Raw genomic sequence first — 16,646 nt, 5'->3', positions numbered from 1 at the left:
GGGCCCGGGCACACATCCCGGGCCCCGTTCAAACGCCGCCCGCATCCCGCTTGCAAACCGCCCTGAAGGGGCCCGTGCTGCCTGCGCGGGCCTCTTGCGTTACGGCACCGCATCGGTTGCGGGGCTTTCCCCATCGCCCGCCTTGCGCGATCTTGGGCCCGCTGCGTAATCTGGCGCGACGCCCGGCCAGCCCGGGGGACGGGACACGGAACGACCAGATGAGCACCACTTCGGAAACCACATCGGGCGCGCGCAGCCTGCACCGGTCGATCGGCCTTCTGCGCATGGTCGCCGCCCATGCCGCCGGGGGCATCCGCCTGGTCGAACTGTGCAAGCTGTCGGGCATGGCCCGGACCACGGTCTACCGCATGCTGATGGCCCTGCAGAACGAGGGCCTTGTCGAACAGGATCCCGACAACGACCGGTTCTACCTCGGCCGCGAGGCCTGGCTTCTGGGCCTGGCCGCCGAAAGCCGGTTCGAGATGTCGGGCATCGCCAAGGCCACGCTCTCGGCGCTCAGCCAGGCTTCGGGCGATATCTCGCTGTTCCTCGTGCGCACCGGGGCCCATGCCGTCTGCATCGCCCGCGAGGAAGGCAGCTATCCCGTGCGCACCCATACCGCCCAGGTCGGCGGGCGCTATCCGCTGGGCGTGGGCGGCGGCAGCCTGGCCATCCTGGCGGCCTGCCCCGATGACGAGGTCGACTGGCTGCTTGATCTCAACGCCGAAGAGCTGCGCCGCGACCACCCGCATTTCACGCCCGAGATCCTGCGCGAGCTGGTCGCCGAAACCCGGGCGCAGGGCTATGCGATCAACCCCGGCCGGGTCTATCCCGAAAGCTGGGGCATCGGCCTGCCGTTCTTCGACCCCCAGGGCGTCTGCCGCGGGTCGATTTCGCTGGCCGGGGTGCCCGCGCGGATCGAGCCGCGCATCGACGAGGTGGTCGGCATCCTGAAGGGCCAGCTGCCGCGGCTGGAAAAGCACATCTACGGCCGCGGCGCGACCAAGGGCTGAGCCGCGCGGCCGGGCGAGTCCTGCTGGCGGGGGCTTGGCGTCCGGCCTTGCTGGCCATCTGGCCGCTTTGCCATGTTTCTCCGGCCGCCCCCTGCCTGACCCGCCCTGCAAACCCGTCAAACAATCACGGGCCAGCCAGGTCACAAGACGCCCCGGCGCGTGTGGCAGCGCGATGGCAACCATTGCGCCCGACTCGCCCAAGCTTTCTCGTCAACCCATCGCGTCCCGACCGCCGACACCTCCGCACGGCGCGAGGTGGGTGTCCGGCGCACCAAACCTGCCAGCCCTGCCACCTCATCCTGCCCCCGCAAAGACCCGGCACACCCCATTCGCGCCACCGGCGGTCGATTTCCGGCGCGCAAATGCCGGTTGAGGTCTAGCGAGGCTGCCGCGCCGCGCTACTGTGCCCGTCAAATTCACCGGATCTAATGGAATCTGCCATGTCCTCCTTTCCTGAACGCGCCAAGGTCGTCATCGTCGGACTGGGCGGTATCGTCGGCGCCTCGGTCGCCCATCACCTGATCGAGCGCGGCTGGGACGACATCGTCGGCATCGACAAGTCGGCCATCCCGACCGACATCGGCTCGACCGGCCATGCCTCGGACTTCTGCTACGTCACCAGCCATGACCAGCTGAGCACCTGGACATCGATGTATTCCGTCGATTTCTACGAAAAGCTTGGCCATTACAGCCGGATCGGCGGGCTGGAAGTCGCCCGCGTGGGCGATGACGAGCGCATAAACGAGCTGAAACGCCGCTGCGATTCCGGCCGGGCCTTTGGCACCAACGTGCGCATGATCTCGGCCGCCGAGGCCAAGGAGAAATTCCCGCTGCTGGAAGAAGACCAGATCCAGGGCGCCATGTGGGACCCGGATGCAGGCCTTGTGGTGCCCCGGTCGCAGACCGTCGCGGGCAAGCTGGTGGATGCGGGCGAGAAATCGGGCAAGCTGCGGTCCTTCCCCAACACCCCGGCGCTGGAGCTGATCCAGGAAAACGGCCGTGTCGTCGGCGTGAAGACCCATCGCGGCACCATCATGGCCGAGCATGTCGTGGTCTGCGCCGGTCTCTGGGGCCGCCTGATCGCCGACATGGTGGGCGAAGACCTGCCCGTCATGCCCGTCGATCACCCGCTGACCTTCTTCGGGCCGTATGACGAATTCGCCGGCACCGGGCTGGAAATCGGCCGTCCGCTGCTGCGCGACCAGGGCAATTCGGCCTATATGCGCGACACGGGCGACCCGGCGACGACCGAGGGTGGCCAGATGGAATGGGGCTATTACTACGAGAAAGAGCCGCGCATGGTGCACCCGCGCGACATTCTCGAAAAGGGCCAGGCGCGGCTTGGGCCCTCGATGCGGGACCTGACGCTGGAAGACGTGATCGAGCCGCTTGAAAAGGCGATGGAGCTGACCCCGATCCTGGCCGAGCTGGGCTTCAACGAGAGCCATTCCTTCAACGGCCTTCTGCAGACCACCACCGATGGCGGGCCGTCGATGGGCGAAAGCCGCAAGGTGCGGGGCCTGTGGTACGCGGTTGCGATCTGGGTCAAGGACGCGCCGGGCATGGCCAAGCTGATCGCAGACTGGATGACCGACGGGCGCACCCATATCGACCACCACGGCATCGATTACGCCCGTTTCCAGGATTACCAGCTGACCGAGGAGTTCATCTGGGGTCGCTGCGAGGAAACCGCCAAGAAGATCTACAACCCGCCGGTCCACCCGCGCGAACCCTTCGGCAATGCCCGCGGCATCCGCCGCTCGCCCTTCTACGAGCGCGAGGTCGAGCTGGGTGGCTATTTCATGGAACTCGGCGGCTGGGAACGGGCGCATGGCTATGCGGCCAACGAGCACCTTCTCGAGAAATACGCCGACCAGGTGCCGGTGCGCGAGAACGAATGGGACAACCGCCATTTCTGGCGCGTGTCCAATGCCGAACAGCTGGAAATGAGCGCCGATTGCGGCATCATCAACCTGTCGCACTTCCACATGACCGACATTTCCGGCCCCGACCACGTGGCCCTTCTGGAATGGCTCTGTGCCGCGCGGATCGGCGGTGATGCCAATATCGGCAAGGGCATCTATACCCACATGCTCGATGACGAAGGCATGGTGCGCGCCGATTTCACGGTCTTCCGCATGGCCGACAAGTGCCGGCTGGTGAATGGCGCCGATGCCGGCCCGCGCGACCTGATGTACATGCGCCGTGTGGCCCAGGACCGGGGGCTGGACGTGACGATCACCGATGTCACCGAGGACAACGTGACCATCGGCATCTGGGGGCCGAACGCCCGCGAGACCCTGAAGAAGGTCGTGGCCGACCCCGCCGCGCTGGACCCCGAGGCCTTTCCCTTCGCCGCGATCCGGCCCATCGAGATCGGCGGCAAGCCGGTCTCGGCCTTCCGCATCTCTTATGTCGGTGAACAGGGCTGGGAGCTGCACATGGCCTATGACGACGGGCTCGCCGTCTGGGATGCCCTGCGCGAAACCGGGGTGATGGCCGTGGGCGTCGAGACCTATGCCAACTCGCGCCGGCTGGAAAAATCGCTGCGCCTGCAGAATGCCGACCTGCACACCCAGTACAATCTCTACGAGGCCGACCTGGCCCGGCCGAAGGTCAAGGAAGCCGATTTCCGCGGCAAGGCCAGGCACCTGGAATACCGGGCGCGTGAGGCACAGCCAGCGATGCTGTGCACGCTGGTCATGGTCGACAATACCGACAGCCAGGGCGTGGCGCGGTATCCGGTCAACACCATGCCGGTGCTGGACCCGGACAGTGGCGAGGTGCTGGTCGATGAGCTGGGCCGGCGGTCCTACACCTCGTCGGTGGCCTATGGGCCGACGGTCGGCAAGAACATCGCCCTGGCTTATCTGCCCGCGGCCCAGGCCCAGGTCGGCCGGCGGCTGAACGTCACCTATTTCGACGAGGTCTATCCCGTCGAAGTGGCCGGCGTGGGCTATCAGCCGCTCTACGATCCCGAGAACCTCAAGCCGCGCAGCTGAGCCGCGCCCGTAGGATGGGTGCTTGCACCCATCCTACCACCTATCCCGGATCGGCCAGCCAATCGGCGAACAGCCGGGCATTGGCCGAGGCCCGGCCATGGATGCGCAGGTAGAAAGGCGCCGGCGAGGCCATGGCCTCGGGCACCAGCTGGACCAGCCGCCCGGCCTCCAGCGCTCCGCCCAGCAGGCCCTCCCAGCCCAGCACCGCGCCGACATGGTCTTCGGCCGCCTGCAGGGCGATCAGGTAATTGTTGACGTGAAACCCCGGCCCGCGCGGCGCCGGACGGCCCAGCATGGAAAACCACTCGGCCCAGTCGGTCCAGCCATTGGCCCCCGACTGGGTATGGATCAGCGGCGCCTCGGCCAGCCCGTCGAGATCGCGCAGCCCCTGGGTCTCGGCCAGGGCCGGGGTGCCAAGCGCCAGGATCCGGTCGTGGAACAGCACCCGGGTCTCGTCGGTCTCCTGGTCGGGATCGCCGTAATGGATGCTCAGATCGACCCCCTGGGCCATGCCGCTGTCCTGGATGATCTGCGAGATCCCGACGCCGGGATAGGCCTTCCAGAAAGCCGCCAGCCGGGGCGTCAGCCATAGCCCGCTCATCGCCGTCGTCGCGGCCACCGACACCCCGCTGCGGTCCTGCCGCGTGCGGATGCGCCCGACACTGTCCGAAATCGTCTCGAACCCGCGCTGCAGTGACACGAACAGCAGCGCCCCGGCCTCGGTCAGTTCGACCCCCCGGTAATGGCGGGTGAACAGGGGTTGGCCCAGCTCGGCCTCCAGCGCCTTGATCCGGTGGCTGACCGCCGCCGGGGTCACGTTGAGCTCACTTGAGGCCAGCTTGAAGCTCAAATTTCGGGCAGCGGCCTCGAAACAGGCCAGGTCACCGAGCGAAGGCAGATCATAGGGCTTGGGCATAAGGCTTGTCGCTTTCCGGCCATGGATGTCGCTTGTGGATCAAATGGGCCATGACTTTAGCCAGGCTAATGCCAGTTGAGGTTTTTTCCAATTGCGAAATCGTGCGGGCAATGACTTCGTGCGGCCCAGCCCGCCCCTCCCGCGCCAGGATTTCCGCCATGAGTCGCCCGCACCTGTCCCAGACCCAGACGCCCCCGCTGTCCGAGCTGCTGATGCAGCACCGGCCCGGCCATGCCCTGCCCCAGCCGTTCTATACCTCGCCCGAGATCTTCGAGGCCGATATCGAGGCCTTCTTCTACCGCGACTGGCTTTATGCCTTCCCGGCCTGCCTGCTCGACAAGGCCGGCAGCTACCAGCGCATCCGCATGGGCGCCTATGACGTCATCGTCCTGCGCGACGCCCAGGGCGCCATCCGGGCGTTCCACAATTCCTGCCGCCATCGCGGATCGATCATCTGCTCGGCCGCACAGGGCCGCGTGGCCAAGCTGACCTGCCCCTATCACCAATGGACCTACGATCTCGACGGCCGCCTGCTCTGGGCCCGCGACATGGGCAGCGATTTCGATCCCTCGAAACACGGGCTGAAACCCGTGCATTGCCGCGACCTGGCCGGGCTTGTCTATATCTGCCTGGCCCCCGAGGCCCCCGATTTCGACCGCTTCGCCGAAACCGTCACGCCCTACCTGGCCGTGCACGACCTGTCGAACGCCAAGGTCGCCCACCAGTCGACGATCATCGAGAACGGCAACTGGAAACTGGTCTGGGAAAACAACCGCGAATGTTACCATTGCGCGGGCAACCACCCCGACCTGTGCCGCACCTATCCCGAAGATCCGACGATCTCGGGGGTCAGCGCCGACGGGGTCTTCCCCGAAAAGGTCGAATACCATTTCAACCGGCTCGAAGGCCTGGGCGCGCCATCGCGATTCCGCCTGGACGAGGCCGGCCAGTTCCGCGTGGCCCGCATGCCCCTGCTGGACGGGGCCCAGAGCTATACGATCAGCGGCAAGATCGCCGTGCGCAAGCGGCTGGGCCAGGTGCCGGTGCTGGATGCCGGCACGCTGCTGCTGTTCAACTATCCCACGACCTGGAACCACTTCCTGTCGGACCATTCGATCACCTTCCGCGTCACGCCCATCGGCCCGCAGCAGACCGAGGTCCAGACAACCTGGCTGGTGCACAAGGATGCCGTCGAAGGCGTGGATTACGACCTCAAGGACCTGACCGTCGTGTGGGAACACACCAATGACGAAGACCGCCGCGTGGTCGAGGACAACCAGCAGGGCATCAATTCGCCGGCCTACGAACCGGGTCCCTATTCGGCCAGCCACGAGGACGGGGTGATCCAGTTCGTCGACTGGTACCTGGGTCGCATGCGCGCGCGTCACCTGCCCTCCAGCCTGGCGGCGGAATAAGCCATGGCGCTGGACAGAACCGCCGCCGGCCCCTGGACCGACGAGGAAGAGCTGGAATGCGTCTCGGTCCTGCCGGAATCGCCCGACGTGGCCACGGTATGCTTTCAGGCGCCCTCGGGCCGGCCATTCGAATTCGAGGCCGGCCAGTTCATCACCCTGGAACTGCCGGTGCCGGGCGGGCCGCTCTACCGGACCTACACGATCTCGTCCTCGCCCTCGCGGCCGAAATCGCTGACCATCACGATCAAGGCCCAGCCCGACTCGATCGGCACGCGCTGGATCATCGACAACCTGCGCCCGGGCGTGATGGTCAAGGCCACCGGCCCGGCCGGGCGGTTCACCTCGGCCGCCCATCCCGCGCGCAAGCACCTGTTCATCTCGGCCGGGTCGGGCATCACGCCGATGATGTCGATGACGACCGAGATCTATGACCTGGGCCGGCCCTGCGACATCGTCTTTGTCAATTGTGCCCGCCGCCCGTCCGAGATCATCTTTCGCCACCGGCTGGAACACATGGCCACGCGGATCGAAGGGCTTGAGCTGAAATGGGTGGTCGAGGAAAACGACCGCTACCAGCCCTGGACGGGATACCAGGGCCGGTTCAACCAGCTGATGCTGGGCCTGATGGCGCCCGATTACCTGGAGCGCGAGGTGTTCTGCTGCGGGCCCGAGCCTTTCATGCAGGCCGTGCGCGAGGCGCTGGCCGGGCTGGGCTTTGACATGGACCGCTACCACCAGGAAAGCTTCCATGCCCCGCAGATGCCGGCGGCCGAGCTGATCGAGTTCCCCGAGGTCGAAGACGACCTGCCCGAGGAACACGTGCTGGCGGAAATCGCCTTCGAGGCCACCGGCGTGACCTATTCCTGCCCCGAGACCGAAACCGTCCTGGCCGCGGCCCGGTCGGCCGGTGTGGCGATCCCCTCGGGCTGCACCTTCGGGGTCTGCGGCACCTGCAAGGTCCGCAAGACCGCGGGCGAGGTGCACATGGTGCACAACGGTGGCATCACCGAGGACGAGATCGACGAGGGCTATATCCTGGCCTGTTGCTCCAACCCCCGGGGCAAGGTCGCGCTGGACATCTGAGATCCGGCATCGGGCCCGGGCGATGCCGGGCCCGGGCCAGCCATCAGGCCGTCAGCCCCTCGGGCTCGGGCAGGCCGTTGGCGCGGCAGCAGGCGGTCAGCGTATTGGCCAGCAGGCAGGCGATGGTCATCGGCCCCACGCCGCCCGGCACCGGGGTGATCGCCCCGGCCACCTGCGCGGCACTGTCGAACGCGACATCGCCCACCAGCCGGGTCTTGCCACCCGCGCCCTCGATCCGGTTGATGCCCACGTCGATCACCGTGGCCCCCGGGCCGATCCAGTCGCCGGGCACCATTTCCGGCCGGCCCACGGCGGCCACGACGATATCCGCCCGACGCACCACCTCGGCCAGGTCCCGCGTGCGCGAATGGGCGATGGTCACCGTGCAACTGTCGCCCAGCAGCAGCTGGGCCATGGGTTTGCCCACGATGTTCGACCGGCCGACGACCACCGCGTTCAGCCCCGACAGCGACCCCAGCCGGTCGCGCAGCAGCATGAGGCAACCCAGCGGCGTGCAGGGCACCATGGATTTCTGCCCGGTGCCCAGCAGGCCCACGTTCGACACGTGGAACCCGTCGACATCCTTGGCCGGGTCGATGGCATTGATGACCAGCTCGGAATCCAGGTGACCGGGCAGCGGCAGCTGCACCAGGATGCCATGGATCGCCGGATCGGCATTCAATTCGCCGATCAGCGCCAGCAGGCGCTCTTGCGAGGTATCGGGATCGAGCCGGTGCTCGACCGAATGCATCCCGGCCTCCTTGGTCTGCTTGCCCTTGTTGCGCACGTAGACCTGGCTGGCCGGATCCTCGCCCACCAGAACCACGGCCAGGCCCGGGGTGATTCCGTGATCGGCCTGCAACCGGGCCACATGGGCGGCCACGCGGCCCCTCACATCGGCCGCAAAGGCCTTGCCATCGATGATCTCTGCGGTCATTTCCCCTCACTTCCCTGATGTTTTGGATACCAGACTACCACGTACTGGTGTCTGAAAGCCAAAACGTCGCAGCTTAACATATTGATTATAATTGTTATTTCGCACTGATTGCGCTAGCCATTCGCCTCCGGCATAGCTGAAATGCGTCAGCATTGTTGCTTCTTTTGCCGCGATGCGGCATATCCCTTCCCAACGCTACTTCACGACTTCAAGAAAGGTGTCAGACATGGCCTTCGTTACGACTTCGACCCCCCGCACCGGCCTTGGTCACACCCTGCTGTGGCCCGTCCGCGTGCTGGCCCGCGCCATGGACTGGATCCGCGAATGCAACCGCATGGGCAGCGAATACGTGCAGCTGTCGCACAAGACCGACGCCCGCCTGGCCAAGCTGGGCCTGACGCGCCAGGACATTCCCGCCGACGTGCTGCGCCGCTCGGCCCTGTTCTGATCGCAGGTATCCCGGCGCCGGGGCGGGCCAAAGGCCACGCCCCGCGCCCACCCCTCAGGTGACCACATTGCTGGGCTCGCCACGGGCAAAATTGTCGAGGTGATCGCGGACCTGGTTCCACAGCGTCTGCATCGCCTCCTCGCTGGCCCAGGCCACGTGGGGCGTGACGATGACATTGGGCCGGTCCAGGACGGACAGCAGCGGATTGTCGGGCTGCGGCGGCTCGGAGGTCAGAACGTCGAACCCCGCGCCGGAAATCCAGCCTTCGTCCAGGGCCTTGACCAGGTCGCCCTCGTGCACCAGCCCGCCGCGCGAACAATTCACCAGCAGCGGTTTCTTCTTCATCTTGCGGAATTCCGGCTCGGCGATCATGTCCTTGGTCGCCGGCATCAGCGGGCTGTGCAGGGTGATCACATCGGCCGTTTCAAGCACCTGGTCCCAGGGCGTGTAAAGCGGGCCCAGCCCGTCGACGCCCTTGTGCGCCGCGAACAGGACCTTCATGCCAAAGGCCCGGGCCAGCGTGGCCACGCCCTGGCCCAGGACACCTTCGCCGACGATGCCGATGGTCGACTCCGACAGGTCCTTGATCGGGTGGTTGAAGAAACAGAACTGGCCGGATTTCTGCCATTCGCCGTCGATGACATCCTGGCGATAGCCGACGATCGACCGGCGCAGGGCCAGGATCAGGGCAAAGGTATGTTCGGGCACCGTGTTGATCGCATAGCCGCGCACGTTCGACACGACGATGCCGCGCTCGCGGCAGGCGTCGAGGTCGAAGGCATCATAGCCGGTGGCCGGGATGGCGATCATCTTCAGCTTGGGGCATTTCTCGATGCTGTCGCGGCGGATCGGCACCTTGTTGGAAATCGCGATATCGGCATCGGCCAGCCGGTCGGCCACCTGGTCGGGGGTCGTCTGGTCATAGACGACCCATTCGTGGTCGAAGGACGGGCGATGAAGGTCCACGGACGGCCCGATGGACCCCCGGTCGAGAAAGACGATACGCATGAATAGGGCTCTGTACTCTGGTCAGGTGGCAAGACGCGCCCCGGAGCGGGACGCGCCATGCAAAGGCTAGGGCAAGGTTACTCGGCGGCCAAGGCCGGAGCCTGTTCCGTCGCCGCATAATATTCGACGGCAGCCCCGACACCCGCGCCGGACTGGAACGGAATGCCCACGTCGCGCATGGCCAGTTCGGCGCCGGCCAGCGACTGCATGACCATCAGCTCGTTCATGTAGCCCAGGTGGCCGATGCGATAGACCTTGCCGGCCACTTTCGATAGGCCCGCGCCCAGCGACAGGTCATACTTGCGAAAGGCCGTCTGGATCACGTCATTGGCGTTGTACCCCTCCGGGACCACGATGGCACTGACGGTGTCGGAATTCCACTTGGGCTCCTTGGCGCAGACGGTCAGCCCCCAGGCCTCGACCGCGCGGCGGCAGCCCTCGGCCAGGCGGTGATGACGGGCCCAGACGTTTTCCAGCCCCTCGTCAAAGATCATGTCGAGAGAGGCGCGCAGGCCCCGCAGCAGGGTTGTCGCCGGGGTATAGGGGAAATAGCCGTCGGCATTGGTCTTGATCATGTCGTCGAAGTCGAAGAAGCACTTGGGGAAGCCATTCCTGGGCCGCTGGTCCAGCGCCTTCTGGCTGACCCCGACGATGCCCAGCCCGGTGGGCAGCATGAAGCCCTTCTGCGAGCCCGACACGGCGACATCGACGCCCCATTCCTCTTGCCGGAACTCGATCGAACAGATCGAGCTGACCCCGTCCACGAACAGCAGCGCGGGGTGGCCCAGGCTGTCCAGTACCTGGCGCACGGCCTTGACGTCACTGGTCACGCCGGTCGCGGTTTCGTTCTGGGTGACCAGGACCGCCTTGATCTTGTGATCCTTGTCGGCGGCCAGCTTCTGTTCATACAGCTCGACCGGCGCGCCGGTGCCCCATTCGCAATCGATGGCATCGACATCCAGCCCAAAGCGCTGGCACATGTCGACCCAGAGATACGAGAACTGGCCGAAGATCGAGGCCAGCACCTTGTCACCCGGCGACAGCAGGTTGGCCACGGCGCTTTCCCAACCGCCCGTGCCCGAGCTGGGGAAGACAAAGACCTGGCCCTTTTCCAGCATGAACGCCTTTTTCAGGTCCGCAAAGAGCGGCAGGGTGAATTCCGGGAAATCCGGGGCGCGGTGATCTTCCAGGGCCACGTCCATCGCCTGACGGACCTCGAAGGGCATGTTGGTGGGGCCGGGAACGGCCAGTCCTTTGAATCCAGACATTATTATTCCTCCGCTGTCCTGGTTCACATGTCACTGTAGATCGGGAAGGCCTTGCAGAGCGCCAGCGCCTCGGCCTTGACGGCCGCCTCCACGTCGCTGTTGCCCTCGGGGCCATTTGCCGCCAACCCGGTCAGGACCGTGTCGATCATGCGGCCGATCTGGACGAATTCCGCCGTGCCAAAGCCCCGGGTCGTGCCCGCCGGCGTGCCCAGGCGGATGCCGCTGGTCACCGTGGGTTTCTCGGGGTCGTTCGGCACGCCGTTCTTGTTGCAGGTGATATGGGCCCGGCCCAGGGCCTTTTCGGCCTCGTTGCCCTTGACGCCCTTGGGCCGCAGATCGACCAGCATCAAGTGCGTGTCGGTGCCCCCCGAGGTGATCGCAAAGCCCGCGTCGACCAGCGTCTTGGCCAGCACCTGCGCGTTCTCGATGACGTTGCCCGCATAGGTCTTGAACCCGGGCTCCAGCGCCTCGCCAAAGGCCACGGCCTTGCCGGCGATGGCATGCATCAGCGGGCCGCCCTGCAGGCCGGGGAAGATGGCCGAGTTGATCTTCTTCGCAATCGCCTCGTCATCGGTCAGGATCATGCCGCCGCGCGGGCCGCGCAGGGTCTTGTGGGTTGTCGTCGTGGCCACGTGGGCATGGGGGAAGGGCGACGGGTGCAGGCCAGCGGCCACGAGCCCGGCGAAATGGGCCATGTCGACCATCAGGTAGGCGCCGACCTTGTCGGCCACGGCCCGGAACCGCGCGAAATCGATCTGGCGCGGATAGGCCGAGCCGCCGGCGATGATGATCGCGGGCTTGTGCTCGGTGGCCAGGGCCTCCAGCTGATCATAGTCGATCAGGTGGGTTTCGGGATCGACGCCATAGGCCACGGCATTGAACCACTTGCCCGACAGGTTGGGCCGCGCGCCATGGGTCAGGTGCCCGCCGGCATCCAGCGAAAGGCCCAGGATCGTGTCCCCCGGGCGCGCCAGCGCGAGGAACACGCCCTGGTTCGCCTGGCTGCCCGAATTGGGCTGCACATTGGCGAAACCGCAGCCGAACAGCCGGGTTGCCCGTTCGATGGCCAGGGTCTCGACCTCGTCGACGAACTGGCAGCCACCGTAATACCGGCGACCCGGGTAGCCTTCGGCATATTTGTTGGTCAGCACGCTGCCCGCCGCATCCAGCACCGCCCGCGACACGATGTTTTCGGACGCGATCAGCTCGATCTCGTCGCGCTGGCGGCCCAGCTCGCGGCCGATCATGGCGGCCAGCGCCGGGTCTGTCTCGGCCAGGTGGCTCTTGAAGAAGGTCTCGGCCGCGTCCGGGGCCAGCGGGGTGTCCGCAAAATCTTCCATGTTCCCTCCGGGTGTTGGTGGCGCGTGCCGTTCAGGCGGCGGCGCGTTGATTTTCGGCCAGCCGGGCGGTGACGATCCCGGCGATGCGGTCCAGCTCGGGCGAGGACACGCCGACTTGGTCCGCGATCAGCTTGACCAGCAGGTCGACCCGTTCGATGGCATCCGCCCCGCCGTCGATGGCCCGTGCAGCCGACGACGGTTTCAGCAGCCCGTCCGCCGCCCGGGCGTATTTCTCAAAGGGCACCAGGTCGGCCGGATCGGCGCCCAGCCGGGTCACGATGTCATCGACCGTGGCATAGATCGCCTGCGACAGGGCCAGGTCGCCCTGCACCGCCTCGCGGATCGGACGCACACCGTCGGGCTGCACGCAGCGGTAATTGCCCGTCAGCAGCATCGACCACTTGGCGAAGGGCACGAAGAGCGACGAGAAGACCCGCAGCTTGACCGGCACCTCCTTGCCGTCGACGCGGATGGCATCGATGGCCTCGGCCATCTCGGTCAGCATGGCGGTATGTTCGGGCCGCTCGAAGGGCGCGGCCTTGAAATTCGTGGGCAGGCCGACATGCAGCACGTTGGCCGCCGCCTCGGGCAGGCGATAGGCCTGCGGATCGGGGCTGCACAGGGTCACGTTGCCCGGGGTGAAGGCATTCCAGGCCTCGGGACAGGAAAAGCTGGGTTCGAGCGGCGTGGTGTCCAGCCCCTTGATCCGCCGCAGGTAGGGCAAGGGCGGCATGTTCATGATCGACAGGCAGGGCAATTGCGCCTCGGCCACCCGCCGCAGCAGGTCGAGGATGGAATCCGTGCAATATTGCGGCTCGGACATGGCCAGGGCGCAAAGGTCATAGGCGCCGGGCTGGACCTCTTCGGGGGTCCGGGCATCCAGCCGCCCGGGCAGGTCGCCCGACAGGAAATGCCGGTGCTGGTCCTCGTCGCGCAGGCGGATGCGCACATCGGTGCCATGGGCGTTGATCAGGTCCGCGGTCTTGCGCCGGCAGACCAGGGTGACGTCATAGCCCGCCATCAAAAGCTTGGTCCCCAGCAGCGAGCCATATGACGCACCGAGGATAAGGATCTTGTAAGTCATCGTGAAAAGCCTCCCGCACGCTGCCGTTACTCGCCGTCCTACGGGTAATATAATTTCAAAGCCGATTCCCTCTACGAAAAGAGGGTTAATGTGTGTACAGTAAACGTTACTACCCACACATCTTGTAATGTTGTAAGGTTTTCCCATGTCCAAGACCCTGATCGGGCCCCGCCTGCGCCAGTTGCGCCGGGACAGGAAACAGACCCAGGCCCAGATGGCCCGGACGCTGGGGATCAGCGCATCCTACGTCAACCTGTTGGAAAACAACCAAAGATCCCTGTCGGTCCAGCTGTTGATGTCGATCGCCGACAATTACGACCTGGATTGGCGCGAGCTGACCCAGGACGACAGCAGCCGCCGCATCGCGGCATTGCGCAGCGCGGCCCAGGACCCGATCTTTACCGGCGACAAGCCCGACCTGCAGGAAATCCGCGGGGCGGTCGATCATGCGCCCCGGCTGGTCGAACAATTCCTGCAATTGCACCGGGCGCATCGCTCGGCGCTGGAAAAGGTCATGCAGATGGGCGGGTCGGACGCGGCCAGCGAGCTGCTCAAGACCTCGCCCGAAACGATGATCCACGATTTCTTCCGCGACCATCAGAATTACTTTCCCAAGCTGGAAAGCGCGGCCGAAGAGGTCTGGAACGGGCGGTTCACCACGCCCGAAAACCGCTACAACGAACTGCGCGAACGGCTGGAACAGGATCACGCGATCACGGTGGTGGTCCGGCGCATCGACGACATGGGCGATGCGCTGCGCTATTACGACGAGACGGACCGCGTGATCTACCTGTCGCAGGCGCTGAACGGGGCCAACCGGGTGTTCCAGCTGGCCCATGTGCTTTGCGCCGTGCAATTCCCCGACGTGCTGGCCGAGATCGCCGGATCGAGCGGCTTCACCTCGGCCCAGGCGCTGTCGCGGCTGCGGGTCGAGCTGGCCAATTATTTCGCCGCGGCCTTCCTGATGCCCTATGACGCCTTCTTCGCCGAGGTCGAAAGCACGGGCTACGACCTGGACCGCGTCGCCGCGGCCTTTGGCGCGTCGTTCGAACAGGTCTGCCAGCGGGTCACGGCGCTGAACCGCGAGGGCTCGCGCGGGGTGCCGTTCTTCTTCCTGCGGATCGACCGGGCGGGCAACGTGACCAAGCGGTTCAACTCGACCACCTTTCACCTGGCCGAACACGGCGGCTCCTGCCCGGTCTGGAACATCCACACGGCGTTTTACACGCCGGGGGTGATCATGCCGCAATTCGTCGAACTGCCCGATGGCGATCGCTATCTCACCATCTCGCGCACGGTGCACCGGCCGGTCTTCTCCGAGGAAACCCAGGACCGCCGGCTGACCCTGGCCCTGGGCTGCGAGGCCGGCTACGCCCACCGCATCCGCTATGCGTCCAGCTACAATTTCGACGACCCCAAGCTCTATGCCCCGGTCGGGATCAATTGCCATCTCTGCCCGCGCCAGGCCTGTTCGCAACGGGCCCACCAGCCGCTCTTTACCGAGCTGCCGATGGACGAGAACCGGCGCGGCAACACGCGTTACGAAAGCTGAGACGAAAAAGGGGGGCCCGAAGGCCCCCCGTTCAGTTGCTCCGTCAGGATGCCTATTCGGCGGCTTCCATCTCGGCGCGGCGGCGCCGCAGGAAGCCGGAAACGGCGGGATAGCTGACAAGTCCGACGGCAATCAGGATGCAGACCAGCGAGATCGGGCGCTCGAAGAAGGTCATCGCATCGCCCTGGCTGGAGATCAGCGACTGGCGCAGCGAGCGTTCCGTCAGCGGGCCGAGCACGATGGCCAGCACGGCGGGAGCGACGGGATAGTTCAGCTTGCGCATCAGGTAGCCCATCACGCCCAGCAGAAGCATCATCCAGGTGTCGAACATCCGGTCTGTCGTGGCAAAGACGCCGACGACGCAGAGCACGAAGATGACCGGAGCCAGCACGGTGAAGGGCATGGCCAGGACGCGGATGAAGATCGGGATCAGCGCGATGTTGAGCACGACGGTGACAAAGTTGGCCACGTACATCGAGCCGATCAGGCCCCAGACGAAATCCGGGCTTTCCGAGAACAGCAGCGGCCCCGGGCGCAGGCCCCAGATGATCATGCCGCCCAGCAGGATGGCCGTGGTCGGCGAACCGGGAATGCCCAGGGTCAGCATCGGCAGCATCGACCCGGTCGAGGCCGCGTTGTTGGCCGATTCCGGGGCGGCCACGCCGGCCACGTTGCCCTTGCCGAAACTGTCGCCATCCTTCGAGAACGACTTGGTCAGGCCATAGGACATCAGGGCGGCGGGGGTGGCGCCGGCAGCCGGCAGGGTGCCCACGAAGAAACCCAGGAACGAGCCGAGGAAGGTCGAGCCGATGTAATCCTTGATCTGGCGCAGGTTGTGCTTGATGCGCGCCAGCCCGAATTCGACCTTGTGCATCTGGATCGCACCCTTGGTGTGTTCCAGCGTCCAGATCATCTCGCCGATGCCGTAGATGCCGATGGCCAGGACCAGGAATTCGATGCCACGCTGGAATTCGACCATGTCGAAGAAGATCAGGCGCGGCTTGCCCGAGATGATGTCAAAGCCCACGGCGGCCAGGACCAGCCCGATCAGGATCGAGAAGATGGTCTTGGGTATGTCATCCCCGCCCAGCCCGATGAAGGTGGCAAAGGCCAGCAGCATCAGGGCGAATTCCTCCTGTGGTCCGAACTTGAGCGCAAAGGCCGCAAGCGGCGGGGCGAAGCCGGTGAACAGGATGACCGAGATCGTGCCGCCGATGAACGACGCCACGGCCGCGGCCATCAGCGCCTGGTCGGCCCGGCCCGACTGGGCCATGGGCCGGCCGTCGAACACGGTGGCCACGGCCGTCGAGGCCCCCGGGATGCCCAGGGTGATCGACGACACGGCCCCCCCGTACATCGCGCCGTAATAGAGCGCGGCCAGGAAGATGATGGCCGAGGTCGGCGGCACCAGGAAGGTGACAGGAAGCAGGATGGCCACACCGTTCACCGACCCGAGGCCCGGCATGGCGCCGATGAACAGCCCGGCCAGACAGCCCAGGAAGATCATGGCGAGGTTGAGCGGCTCGAAGGACTGAAGCAGCCCCGACGCCAGCAATGAGATTATGGAGTCCATTTGGTGC

At 65.8% G+C, this 16,646-nt stretch carries 14 protein-coding genes; 6 read left to right on the top strand and 8 right to left on the bottom strand.

Annotation, left to right across the window (positions count from 1 at the left end; translation table 11 throughout):
* The first annotated feature begins 218 nt into the window (after positions 1 to 218).
* Together ACK3BB_RS22185 and ACK3BB_RS22180 are read left to right on the top strand one after the other, a co-directional pair.
* Positions 219 to 1,013 carry an IclR family transcriptional regulator gene (locus tag ACK3BB_RS22185; RefSeq protein WP_428928825.1) on the top strand — a complete coding sequence of 265 codons (795 nt, stop codon included), beginning with the start codon at positions 219 to 221 and terminating at the stop codon, positions 1,011 to 1,013.
* 440 nt (positions 1,014 to 1,453) lie between these two features.
* Complete coding sequence (locus ACK3BB_RS22180) at positions 1,454 to 4,015, top strand: GcvT family protein (protein WP_428928824.1); 2,562 nt, start codon at positions 1,454 to 1,456, stop codon at positions 4,013 to 4,015.
* 40 nt (positions 4,016 to 4,055) lie between these two features.
* Here the strand turns inward: ACK3BB_RS22180 and ACK3BB_RS22175 are convergent, their stop codons facing one another.
* Positions 4,056 to 4,931, bottom strand: coding sequence for a LysR substrate-binding domain-containing protein (locus ACK3BB_RS22175; RefSeq protein WP_428928823.1), 876 nt, complete (start codon positions 4,929 to 4,931; stop codon positions 4,056 to 4,058).
* Positions 4,915 to 5,091, bottom strand: coding sequence for a hypothetical protein (locus ACK3BB_RS22170; protein ID WP_428928822.1), 177 nt, complete (start codon positions 5,089 to 5,091; stop codon positions 4,915 to 4,917). Before ACK3BB_RS22170 ends, ACK3BB_RS22175 begins: the two co-directional genes overlap by 17 nt.
* Here ACK3BB_RS22170 and ACK3BB_RS22165 point away from each other — a divergent pair.
* Together ACK3BB_RS22165 and ACK3BB_RS22160 are read left to right on the top strand one after the other, a co-directional pair.
* On the top strand, positions 5,090 to 6,346 hold the full coding sequence (locus ACK3BB_RS22165) for an aromatic ring-hydroxylating oxygenase subunit alpha (RefSeq protein WP_428928821.1): 1,257 nt from the start codon (positions 5,090 to 5,092) through the stop codon (positions 6,344 to 6,346). The genes ACK3BB_RS22170 and ACK3BB_RS22165 overlap by 2 nt on opposite strands.
* A 3-nt stretch (positions 6,347 to 6,349) precedes the next feature.
* Positions 6,350 to 7,429: a 2Fe-2S iron-sulfur cluster-binding protein gene (locus ACK3BB_RS22160; RefSeq protein ID WP_428928820.1), complete on the top strand. Its 1,080-nt coding sequence runs from the start codon at positions 6,350 to 6,352 to the stop codon at positions 7,427 to 7,429.
* Positions 7,430 to 7,472: 43 nt separating this feature from the next.
* Here the strand turns inward: ACK3BB_RS22160 and folD are convergent, their stop codons facing one another.
* Positions 7,473 to 8,366, bottom strand: a complete 894-nt coding sequence (gene folD, locus ACK3BB_RS22155; protein WP_428928819.1) for a bifunctional methylenetetrahydrofolate dehydrogenase/methenyltetrahydrofolate cyclohydrolase FolD — start codon at positions 8,364 to 8,366, stop codon at positions 7,473 to 7,475.
* Positions 8,367 to 8,592: 226 nt separating this feature from the next.
* Between folD and ACK3BB_RS22150 the strand changes: the two genes are divergently transcribed.
* Entirely contained in the window at positions 8,593 to 8,814 is a 222-nt protein-coding gene (locus ACK3BB_RS22150; protein ID WP_428928818.1) for a hypothetical protein, read from the top strand.
* A gap of 54 nt (positions 8,815 to 8,868) precedes the next feature.
* Here ACK3BB_RS22150 and ACK3BB_RS22145 read toward each other — a convergent pair whose 3' ends face one another.
* From ACK3BB_RS22145 to ACK3BB_RS22130, 4 genes are all read right to left on the bottom strand, one after another.
* Complete coding sequence (locus ACK3BB_RS22145) at positions 8,869 to 9,822, bottom strand: D-2-hydroxyacid dehydrogenase (protein ID WP_428928817.1); 954 nt, start codon at positions 9,820 to 9,822, stop codon at positions 8,869 to 8,871.
* A 77-nt stretch (positions 9,823 to 9,899) separates the two neighbouring features.
* Entirely contained in the window at positions 9,900 to 11,090 is a 1,191-nt protein-coding gene (locus ACK3BB_RS22140; protein WP_428928816.1) for an aminotransferase class V-fold PLP-dependent enzyme, read from the bottom strand.
* Positions 11,091 to 11,113: 23 nt separating this feature from the next.
* Entirely contained in the window at positions 11,114 to 12,337 is a 1,224-nt protein-coding gene (glyA, locus tag ACK3BB_RS22135; protein ID WP_428929045.1) for a serine hydroxymethyltransferase, read from the bottom strand.
* A 124-nt stretch (positions 12,338 to 12,461) separates the two neighbouring features.
* Positions 12,462 to 13,514 carry a ketopantoate reductase family protein gene (locus ACK3BB_RS22130; protein WP_428929043.1) on the bottom strand — a complete coding sequence of 351 codons (1,053 nt, stop codon included), beginning with the start codon at positions 13,512 to 13,514 and terminating at the stop codon, positions 12,462 to 12,464.
* Between the two features lie 145 nt (positions 13,515 to 13,659).
* Between ACK3BB_RS22130 and ACK3BB_RS22125 the strand changes: the two genes are divergently transcribed.
* On the top strand, positions 13,660 to 15,066 hold the full coding sequence (locus ACK3BB_RS22125) for a helix-turn-helix domain-containing protein (protein ID WP_428929042.1): 1,407 nt from the start codon (positions 13,660 to 13,662) through the stop codon (positions 15,064 to 15,066).
* A 52-nt stretch (positions 15,067 to 15,118) separates the two neighbouring features.
* Here ACK3BB_RS22125 and ACK3BB_RS22120 read toward each other — a convergent pair whose 3' ends face one another.
* Positions 15,119 to 16,639: a tripartite tricarboxylate transporter permease gene (locus ACK3BB_RS22120; protein WP_428929041.1), complete on the bottom strand. Its 1,521-nt coding sequence runs from the start codon at positions 16,637 to 16,639 to the stop codon at positions 15,119 to 15,121.
* Positions 16,640 to 16,646 lie beyond the last annotated feature (7 nt).

Origin of the sequence: Marinibacterium sp. SX1, assembly GCF_050389775.1 — a bacterium.
Classification (GTDB): Bacteria; Pseudomonadota; Alphaproteobacteria; order Rhodobacterales; family Rhodobacteraceae; genus Marinibacterium.
Note: the sequence above shows the minus strand (reverse complement) of the source record. Positions and strands in the feature narration are given on the sequence as shown.

Excerpts from the sequence above, each read along its gene's own strand:
- ACK3BB_RS22140 (WP_428928816.1), bottom strand. The coding sequence starts at position 11,090 with ATGTCTGGATTCAAAGGACTGGCCGTTCCCGGCCCCACCAACATGCCC.
- ACK3BB_RS22180 (WP_428928824.1), top strand. The coding sequence starts at position 1,454 with ATGTCCTCCTTTCCTGAACGCGCCAAGGTCGTCATCGTCGGACTGGGC.
- ACK3BB_RS22165 (WP_428928821.1), top strand. The coding sequence starts at position 5,090 with ATGAGTCGCCCGCACCTGTCCCAGACCCAGACGCCCCCGCTGTCCGAG.
- ACK3BB_RS22145 (WP_428928817.1), bottom strand. The coding sequence starts at position 9,822 with ATGCGTATCGTCTTTCTCGACCGGGGGTCCATCGGGCCGTCCGTGGAC.
- ACK3BB_RS22120 (WP_428929041.1), bottom strand. The coding sequence starts at position 16,639 with ATGGACTCCATAATCTCATTGCTGGCGTCGGGGCTGCTTCAGTCCTTC.
- ACK3BB_RS22130 (WP_428929043.1), bottom strand. The coding sequence starts at position 13,514 with ATGACTTACAAGATCCTTATCCTCGGTGCGTCATATGGCTCGCTGCTG.
- ACK3BB_RS22150 (WP_428928818.1), top strand. The coding sequence starts at position 8,593 with ATGGCCTTCGTTACGACTTCGACCCCCCGCACCGGCCTTGGTCACACC.
- ACK3BB_RS22175 (WP_428928823.1), bottom strand. The coding sequence starts at position 4,931 with ATGCCCAAGCCCTATGATCTGCCTTCGCTCGGTGACCTGGCCTGTTTC.
- ACK3BB_RS22160 (WP_428928820.1), top strand. The coding sequence starts at position 6,350 with ATGGCGCTGGACAGAACCGCCGCCGGCCCCTGGACCGACGAGGAAGAG.
- ACK3BB_RS22185 (WP_428928825.1), top strand. The coding sequence starts at position 219 with ATGAGCACCACTTCGGAAACCACATCGGGCGCGCGCAGCCTGCACCGG.
- ACK3BB_RS22170 (WP_428928822.1), bottom strand. The coding sequence starts at position 5,091 with ATGGCGGAAATCCTGGCGCGGGAGGGGCGGGCTGGGCCGCACGAAGTC.
- glyA (WP_428929045.1), bottom strand. The coding sequence starts at position 12,337 with ATGATCGGCCGCGAGCTGGGCCGCCAGCGCGACGAGATCGAGCTGATC.
- folD (WP_428928819.1), bottom strand. The coding sequence starts at position 8,366 with ATGACCGCAGAGATCATCGATGGCAAGGCCTTTGCGGCCGATGTGAGG.
- ACK3BB_RS22125 (WP_428929042.1), top strand. The coding sequence starts at position 13,660 with ATGTCCAAGACCCTGATCGGGCCCCGCCTGCGCCAGTTGCGCCGGGAC.